Genomic DNA, 9,279 nt, shown 5'->3' with positions numbered 1-9,279 from the left:
AGATCGTCCGGCTCCAACACCCCCAGCAGCGACGGCACCACACTCGCCACACTCACCTCAGACAGCTCCCGCAGCAGCCGCGGCTGAGAACGCTGCTCGTCACCGGCAACCCACAAGGTCGCGCCATGCGACAACGCCACCGCCACATCCAGCACCGACGCATCGAACCCGAACGAGGCGAACTGCAACACCCCAACACCCGGACCCGCCCCCATCACCGGCCCGAACACCGACACCAAATTCACCAACGACGCGTGCGCAACCGCCACACCCTTCGGCCGCCCCGTCGAACCCGACGTGTAAATCACATACGCCAGCCCACGCGGATCCACCTGCGCGGGCGGCACCGCCTCGACGGCATCCACCGCCCCCAGATCCTCGACCGTGACCACCGGAACATCGGCCACCGACACGTCTTCCAGCAGGTCGCCGGTCGTGACGAGGGCGACCGCGCGGCTGTCGGCCAGCAAGAACTCCACACGCTCGGCCGGATTCACCGGATCGATCGGCAGATACGCCGCACCCGCCTTCCACACACCCAAAATCGCTGCCACCACGTCCACACCACGCGGCAGACACAACCCCACCACCGACTCGGGACCAACCCCCAGACCACGCAGACGACGCGCGAACCTGTCCGCCCGGGCGTCCAGTTCGCCATACTCGACCCGCGAACCCTCGTGGACCAGGGCCACCGCATCCGGAACAGCGGCCACCTGCCGCGCGAACAACTCCAAAACCGTCCCGTCCGGAACCGTCGCGGCGGTGTCGTTCCACTGGTCGAGCACGAGACGACGTTCCTCGGCGTCCAACACGTTCACCGCGTGCAACCGCACGTCCGGCGCCTCGCTCACGGTCTCCAGGACGCGCACCCACCGCCGCGCCATGGCCTCGACCGATTCGGCGTCGAACAGGTCCACCGACCCGGTCATCCAACCGCGTACCCCCGTCGGACGGCCCTGTTCGTCGAACGTCTCTGCCAGCGACACTTCCAGGTCGAATCTCGCTGCGGTCGTCGCCCCGTCCAATGGCGCAGGACCGGCCACCACGTTCGGCAGGTCCAGCACCGCACGGTCGGTGTTCTGGACGGTCAGCATGACCTGGAACAGCGGGTGCCGGGCCAGCGACCGCTCCGGCGCCAGCTCCTCCACGAGTCGCTCGAACGGCACGTCCTGGTGTGCGAAGGCCCCCAGCGTCGTCTCCCGCACCCGGGCGAGCACCTCACGGAACTGCGGGTCGCCGGACAGATCCGTGCGGATCACCAGCGTGTTGACGAAGAACCCGACCAGATCGTCCAGCGACTCGTCGGTGCGTCCGGCGACCGCCGCACCGATCGGAATGTCAGTGCCGGCACCGAGCCGCGACAGCGCCACCGCCAGCGCGGCCTGCAACACCATGAACGAGGTGGCACCTTCGGTCCGGGCCAGTTCCACCAGCCGTTCGTGCAGCTCTGCGGGCAACTGCACCGGCACCTGGTGACCACGGTGAGTCGCCGCCGCCGGACGCGGCCGGTCAGTAGGCAGCGCCAACTCCTCCGGCATACCGGCCAGCACCCGCCGCCAGTACTCGACCTGCGCCGACAGCAAACTGTCCGGGTCGGACTCCTCCCCCAGCAGCTCACGCTGCCACAGGGCGTAGTCGGCGTACTGCACCGGCAACGGCTCCCACTCGGGGGCCTCACCGCGCACCCGCGCCGCATACGCCATCGACACATCGCGGCCCAGCGGCACCATCGACCAGCCGTCACCGGCGATGTGGTGCACGATCACCACGAGCACACGCTCATCGGTCCCGGCCTGGAACAGCCACGCCCGGATCGGCACCTCCGCCGACAGGTCGAATGCATACCGCGTCACCTGCGCGATCGCATCGGCCAGTTCGCCGGGCTCGACGTCGCGCACCTCAAGATGCCACTCCAGCTCCGCCGGGTCCACGATCCGCTGGTACGGCTCACCTTCTACAGACGGGAACACCGTACGAAGCGACTCATGGCGGCCGATCACATCGCGCAACGCCGCTTCCAACGAAGCCACATCCACATCGCCGGTCAACCGGACCGGCACCGGGATGTTGTAGGTCGTGTTCGGCCCCTCCAGCTGGTGCAGGAACCACAGGCGGCGCTGCGCGAACGACAGCGGCACCCGCTCCGGACGCTCACCCGCCCGCAGCGGAAGCCGCGCCCGCCCCGTCTCCTCGGCCAGCCGCGCCGCCAGCCGCGCCACCGTGGGCGCCTCGAACAACGCCCGCAGCGGCACTTCCACACCGAGCGCGGCCCGAATGCGGGAGACCAGCCGAACCGCCAGCAGCGAATGCCCGCCCAGCCGGAAGAAGTCGTCGTCCACGCCGACCGACTCCACACCGAGCACCTGCGCGAAGGCGGCGCACAGGATCTCCTCCTGAACCGTGGCAGGAGCCCGGCCGGCCCCGGTGGAGTACTCGGGGGCGGGCAACACCTTGCGGTCGAGCTTGCCGTTCACGGTCAGCGGCAGCTCGTCCAATGTGACGACGGCAGCCGGGACCATGTACTCCGGCAAACGCCGCGCCACGTGCTCACGCAACACCTCGGCACCTGGCCGAGCGTCACCGGCGGGCACCACGTAGGCCACCAGGCGCTTCTCGCCAGGGGTGTCCTCACGGGCCAGCACGGCGGCCTGGGACACATCCGGATGCGCCAGCAGGGCGGCCTCGACCTCGCCGGGCTCGATCCGGAACCCGCGAATCTTGATCTGCTCGTCGGCCCGGCCCGCGAACACCAACTGCCCGTCCGGCGTCCACCTGGCCAGGTCACCGGTCCGGTACATCCGCTCACCCGAACCGAACGGGCACGCCACGAACCGCTCACCCGTCAAACCCGCCCGGCCGACATACCCGCGCGCCAACCCGGCACCCGCGATGTACAGCTCACCCACAACGCCCACGGGCGCCGGTGCGAGCGCCTCGTCCAGCACGTACAACCGGGTGTTGGCGATCGGACGACCGAACGGCACCGGACCATCACGATCCGGATCCACCGCCCCGCAGGCCACCATCACCGTGGCCTCCGTCGGCCCATAGGTGTTCACCAGGTTCCGACCCACCGACCAGGCCCGTGCGACTGCCCCACTGATCGCCTCGGCCCCCACCAGCAGCGTCCGCACGCCGGCCCAATCCTCGGGATCGACCACCTCCAGGACGGACGGCACCACGCTCGCCACACCGACCCCGTCCAACGCATCCACCAAACGGGGTTCGGACCGCTCGCGCTCCCCGGCGACCCACAACGTCGCCCCGCAGGACAACACAACGGCCACGTCCAGCACCGACGCGTCGAACCCGAACGAGGCGAACTGCAACACCCCGACACCCGGACCCGCACCCATCAACGGCCCGAACACCGACACCAAATTCACCAACGACGCGTGCGCAACCGCCACACCCTTCGGCCGCCCCGTCGAACCAGACGTGTAAATCACATACGCCAGCCCACGCGGATCCACCGGCACAGACGGCACCGCCTCGACAGCGTCCGCCGAGCACGCCTCCTCGAGTGCGATCACCGGAACATCGGCCACCGACACGTCTTCCAGCAGGTCGCCGGTCGTGACGAGGGCGACCGCGCGGCTGTCGGCCAGCAAGAACTCCACACGCTCGGCCGGACTCACCGGATCGATCGGCAGATACGCCGCACCCGCCTTCCACACACCCAACATCGCCGCCACCACGTCCACACCACGCGGCAGGTACAGGCCCACCAGCGACTCCGCACCCACGCCCAGGCCACGCAGGTGATGCGCGATCCGATTCGCCCGCGCGTCCAGCTCGGCATACGTCACCCGCACCCCGTCGTGCACGACCGCGACCGCATCCGGAGCATCCGCAACCCACCGCTCGAACAACTCCAAAACCGTGCCCTCCGGCACCGCAGCCGCAGTGTCGTTCCACTCGTCGAGCACGAGACGACGTTCCTCGGCGTCCAACACGTCGACCGCGCGCAACCGCACGTCCGGAACCTCGCTCACGGTCTCCAGAACGCGCCCCCACCGCTCGGCCAGACCCGCCGCCGACGCCATCTCGAACAGATCAGCCGAGACAGTTACCGAACCACGCAACCCGGCCGGACGCCCCTGCTCGTCGAACACCTCGCGTACGGCCACGTCGAGGTCGAACTTGGCCGGGACCTCTGTCGGCTCGGTCGCGGGGGGCATGTCGTTGTCGATGGCCGTTCCCGCCAGGTCCAGGGCCGCACGGTCGGTGTTCTGGACGGTCAGCATGACCTGGAACAGCGGGTGCCGGGCCAGCGACCGCTCCGGCGCCAGCTCCTCCACCAGCCGCTCGAACGGCACGTCCTGATGCTCCAGCGCACCCAGGGTCGTCTCCCGCACCTGGGCGAGCACCTGCCGGAACTCCGGGTCACCCGACAGGTCGGTGCGGATCACCAGCGTGTTGACGAAGAACCCGACCAGATCGTTCAACGCCTCATCGCCACGGCCCGCCACCGCCGACCCGATCGGAATATCGGTACCCGCACCCAGCCGCGACAACGTCACCGCCAACGCCGCCTGCAACACCATGAAGGTGGTGGCACCCTCGGCACGGGCCAGCTCGACCAACCGCTCGTGGACGTCGGCCGACACCTGCAAAGGCGCCCGGTACCCGCGATGACTCGTTACCGCCGGGCGGGGCCGGTCTGTCGGCAGCGGCAGCTCTTCCGGCGCCCCGGCCAGGGCCTGGCGCCAGTACTCGACCTGAGCCGACAGCAAGCTGTCTGGATCGGACTCCTCACCGAGCAGCTCACGCTGCCACAAGGCGTAATCGGCATACTGGACCGGCAGCGGGTCCCACTGGGGGGCCTCGCCCCGGAGCCGCGCCGCGTACGCCACGGAAAGATCGCGTCCCAACGGCCGGTGAGACCAACCGTCGGTGGCTATGTGGTGGATCACGACCACCAGGACCCGCTCTTCGGAGCCGGGCTCGAACAACCAGGCCCGGATCGGCACCTCCGACGCCAGATCGAACGCATACCGCGTCGCCCGCGCGACCGCCTCACCCAGCTCACCGGGCTCGACCCGGCGGACCTCCAAAGCCCAGTCCAGGTCCCCCACGTCCATAATCCGCTGGTACGGCTCACCGTCCGCGGACGGGAACACCGTACGAAGCGACTCGTGACGACCGATCACATCACGCAACGCCGCGTCCAACGCCGCCACGTCCAACCCACCGCTCAACCGCACCACCATCGGCAGGTTGTAGGTCGGGCTCGGCCCCTCCAACTGCTCAAGGAACCACAGCCGACGCTGCGCGAACGACAACGGCACCCGCTCCGAACGCTCACCCGCCCGCAACGCCGGCCGGGCCTGTTCCACATCCGAACCGGCGATGCGCGCCGCGAGCCCGGCGACCGTGGGCGCCTCGAAGAGCATCCACAGCGGCAGTTCCACGTCGAGCACGGCCCGGATCCGCGACGCCAACCGCGCCGCGAGCAGCGAATGCCCACCCAACGCGAAGAAGTCATCGTCCACACCCACGGACGGCACGCCCAGCACGTCCGCGAACACACCGCACAGGATCTCCTCCCGCGCCGTGACCGGCCGGCGGCCCTGGCCGGTGACGTACTGCGGTGCGGGCAGCGCGTTCCGGTCGAGTTTGCCGTTCGGCGTCAGCGGCAGCTCGTCGAGGACGACCACGGCGGCCGGAACCATGTACTCGGGCAGCCGTTCCGCCGCGAACTCCCGCAGCCCGTCGGCGGCGCCGTCGTCCGCGGCCACCACGTAGGCCACCAGCCGCCGGTCTCCGGGGGTGTCCTCGCGTGCGACCACGGCGGCCTGCGTCACGTCCGGGTGGGCCAGCAGGGCGGCTTCGATCTCGCCGGGCTCGATCCGGAACCCGCGGATCTTCACCTGGTCGTCGGCCCGGCCGGCGAACACCAACTGGCCGTCCGGCGTCCACTTGGCCAGGTCGCCGGTGCGGTACATCCGCTCGCCGGTTCCGAAGGGGCAGGCGACGAAGCGTTCCGCGGTCAGCCCGGGGCGGCCGACGTAGCCGCGCGCCACCCCGGTGCCCGCCACGTACAGCTCGCCGACGACGCCGACCGGCACCGGGGTGAGCGTCTCGTCCAGCAGGTACGTCGACCAGCCCGGGATGCCGCGGCCGACCACGCTGCCCAGCTCCTGGTCGCCCGGGCCCAGCCGCCGGTGCGTGACGTGGACGGTGGTCTCGGTGATCCCGTACATGTTCACCAGTGCCGCGCCGTCCCCGTCCGGCCACCGCGCCCACCAGGCGTCCAGCCGTGCCGGGTCGAGCGCCTCGCCGCCGAAGACCACCAGGCGCAGCGCGCCCGGCGTGAACTCCTCCGCGGCCAGCAACTGGTACATCGCCGAGGGGGTCTGGCTGAGCACCGTCACCCGTTCGCGCTCCAGCGTCTCGGCGAAGCGCACCGGCGAACGGGACACCTCGAACGGCACGATCACCACTCGCGCGCCGTGCACCAGCGCGCCCCACAGCTCCCACACCGAGAAGTCGAACGCGAACGAGTGGAAGCAGCTCCACACGTCGTCCGGGCCGAGGTCGAACAGTTCGCGGGTGGCGGCGAACAGCCCCACGACGTTGCGGTGGCTGACCGCGACGCCCTTGGGGCGGCCCGTCGACCCGGAGGTGTAGATGACGTACGCGGGATGGTCGGGCAACGCCGCCGCGGACACCGCCGTCCCGTCCAGTCCGGCCAGTTCCGCCGTGACCGCCGGGTCGTCCAGCACGGTCACCTCGACGTCCGCCGGTGCACGGCCGGCGACCAGTGGAAGGTGTTCCGCCGAGGTCAGCACGCCCGCCACCCCGGCGTCGGCCAGCACGTAGGCCACGCGTTCGGCCGGGTACCGCGGGTCGACCGGCAGGTAGGCGCCGCCGGCCTTCAGCACCGCGAGCATCGCCACGACGATGTCCGGGCCGCGTTCCATCAGCACGGCCACCACCGATTCCGCGCCCACGCCCCGGCCGCGCAGGTAGCGGGCGAGGCGGTTCGCCCGCGCGTCCAGTTCGGCGTAGGTCAGCTCGGTGCCGTCGGCCACCACCGCCACCGCGTCGGGGGCGGCGGCCGCCCGCCGTTCCACCAGTTCGGCGATGGTCGAGTCCGCGACGCCGGTCGCGGCGGTGTTCCAGCCGTCGAGCAGCAGCGCGCGTTCGTGCGGGTCGAGCACGTCGACCTCGTGCAGACGCACGTCGGGCGCCGTGGTCACGGCGTCCAGCACCCGGGTCCAGCGCCGCGCCAGCGCCTCGCCCGTCGCGGTGTCGAACAGGTCGGCCGCGATGATCAGCGAGCCGTGGATCCCGGCGGCGCGCCCCCACGCGTCGAGGGCCTCCCGCAGCGACAGTTCGAGATCGAATTTGGCGGGCACCAGGCTCAGCCTGTCGGCGGCCGGGGCGCCGCCGGGTTCCGTGCGCCGTGTGGTCTGGACGTTCAGCGCCACCTGGAAGAGCGGGTGCCGGGCCAGCGACCGCCCGGGGGCGAGTTCTTCGACCAGGCGCTCGAACGGCACGTCCTGGTGTTCCAGCGCGCTCAGGCCGGCCTCCCGCACCCGGGCCAGCACCTGCCGGAACTGCGGGTCGCCCGACAGGTCCGTGCGGACGACGAGTGTGTTGACGAAGAACCCGACCAGGTCGTTGAGCGCCTCGTCCGTCCGGCCGGCGACCGCCACGCCGATGGGGATGTCGGTGCTGGCGCCGAGCCGGAACAGGGTCACGGCCAGTGCGGCCTGCAGCACCATGAACGTGGTGGCGCCCTCGGCCCGCGCCAGGTCCATCAGCCGCTGGTGCGTCTCGGCCGGGATGCGCACCGGCACGGCGTGTCCGCGGTGGCCGGCCACCGCCGGGCGCGGCCGGTCCGTCGGCAGGGGCAGCTCCTCCGGTATCCCGGCCAGGGCCCGGCGCCAGTAGTCGATTTGGACCGACAAGACGCTTTCCGGGTCGGACTCGTCGCCCAGCAGTTCCCGCTGCCACAGGGCGTAGTCGGCGTACTGGACCGGCAGCGGCTCCCAGTCGGGGGCCTTGCCGCGCACCCGCGCCGCGTATGCCGTGGTCACGTCGCGTGACAGCGGCGCGAGCGACCAGCCGTCGGCCGCGATGTGGTGGACCAGCACCACGAGCAGGCATTCACCGGGTCCGGCCTCCGGCTCGTCGGGAACCTCCTGGAACAGCCAGGCCCGGATCGGCACCTCCGACGCCAGGTCGAACGCGTGCCACACCGCCCGGTCGGCCGCCTGGACCGCCTCGCCGGGCGCGATCCGGCGCACCTCGAGCTCCCAGTCCAGCTCCTGCGGGTCGAGGATGCGCTGGTACGGTTCGCCGTCCACGGCCGGGAAGACCGTGCGGAGCGACTCATGCCGGATGATCACATCGCGTAACGCCGCGTTCAGCGCGGCGACGTCGACGTCCCCGGCGAGCGGCACGACCAGCGGGATGTTCCACGTCGGGCTGGGGCCCTCCAGCTGGACCAGGAACCACACGCGGCGCTGCGCGAAAGACAACGGAATCATCACTGGTTCTCCTTACGCATCGGGCGCAGCGCCGGGCGCGCCGGCTTCCTGCTTCCCAATCTGGCCGCGAGCTTCGCCGGGGTCGGCGCCTCGAACAGCATCCGGATCTTGACTTCCACGCCGAGCCGGGCCCGGATGCGCGACAGCAGCCGGATCGCGAGCAGCGAGTGCCCGCCGAGTTCGAAGAAGCTGTCGTCGACTCCGACCGACTCCAGTTCCAGGACCTGCGCGAATATCTCGCACAGCACCGCCTCGCGCTCGTTGGCCGGCGCGCGTTGGGCGGCCTTGGCGGCCGTCTGGCCGGGGGCGGGCAGTGCCGTGCGGTTCAGTTTCCCGCTGGCGGTCAGCGGCAGTTCGGCCAGCGGCTCCACGGCGGCGGGCACCATGTAGTCCGGCAGCCGCCGCGCCAGGTGCTCCCGTACCGCGTCCCGGTCGATGTCGTCCGGCGCGTGGCCGTCGGCGGGGACCACGTAGGCGACCAGGCGCCGGTCCCCCGGGGTGTCTTCGCGTGCGACGACCGCCGCCTGGGCGATGCCGGGGTGGGCCCGCAGGACCGTTTCGATCTCAGCGGGTTCGATCCGGTACCCGCGGATCTTGGCCTGGTCGTCCGCCCGGCCCGCGAACACCAACTGCCCGTCCGGTGTCCATTTGGCCAGGTCACCGGTCCGGTACATCCGCTCACCCGAACCGAACGGGCAGGCCACGAACCGCTCACCCGTCAAACCCGCCCGGCCGACATACCCGCGCGCCAGCCCGGCACCGGCGATGTACAACT

The 9,279-nt window shown here is 71.0% G+C and carries 2 protein-coding genes; both read right to left on the bottom strand.

Annotated elements, in window-relative coordinates; genetic code table 11:
- The coding region (locus QSK22_RS32855) for a non-ribosomal peptide synthetase (protein ID WP_285498392.1) at positions 1-8,504 on the bottom strand (8,504 nt) is incomplete at its 3' end.
- Positions 8,504-9,279: AMP-binding enzyme (locus QSK22_RS32850; protein ID WP_285498391.1), on the bottom strand; the 776-nt coding region annotated here is incomplete at its 5' end. The genes QSK22_RS32850 and QSK22_RS32855, both read right to left, overlap by 1 nt.

This window comes from Actinomadura sp. NBRC 104425, assembly GCF_030269545.1.
Classification (GTDB): Bacteria; Actinomycetota; Actinomycetes; order Streptosporangiales; family Streptosporangiaceae; genus Spirillospora; species Spirillospora keratinilytica.
Note: the sequence above shows the minus strand (reverse complement) of the source record. Positions and strands in the feature narration are given on the sequence as shown.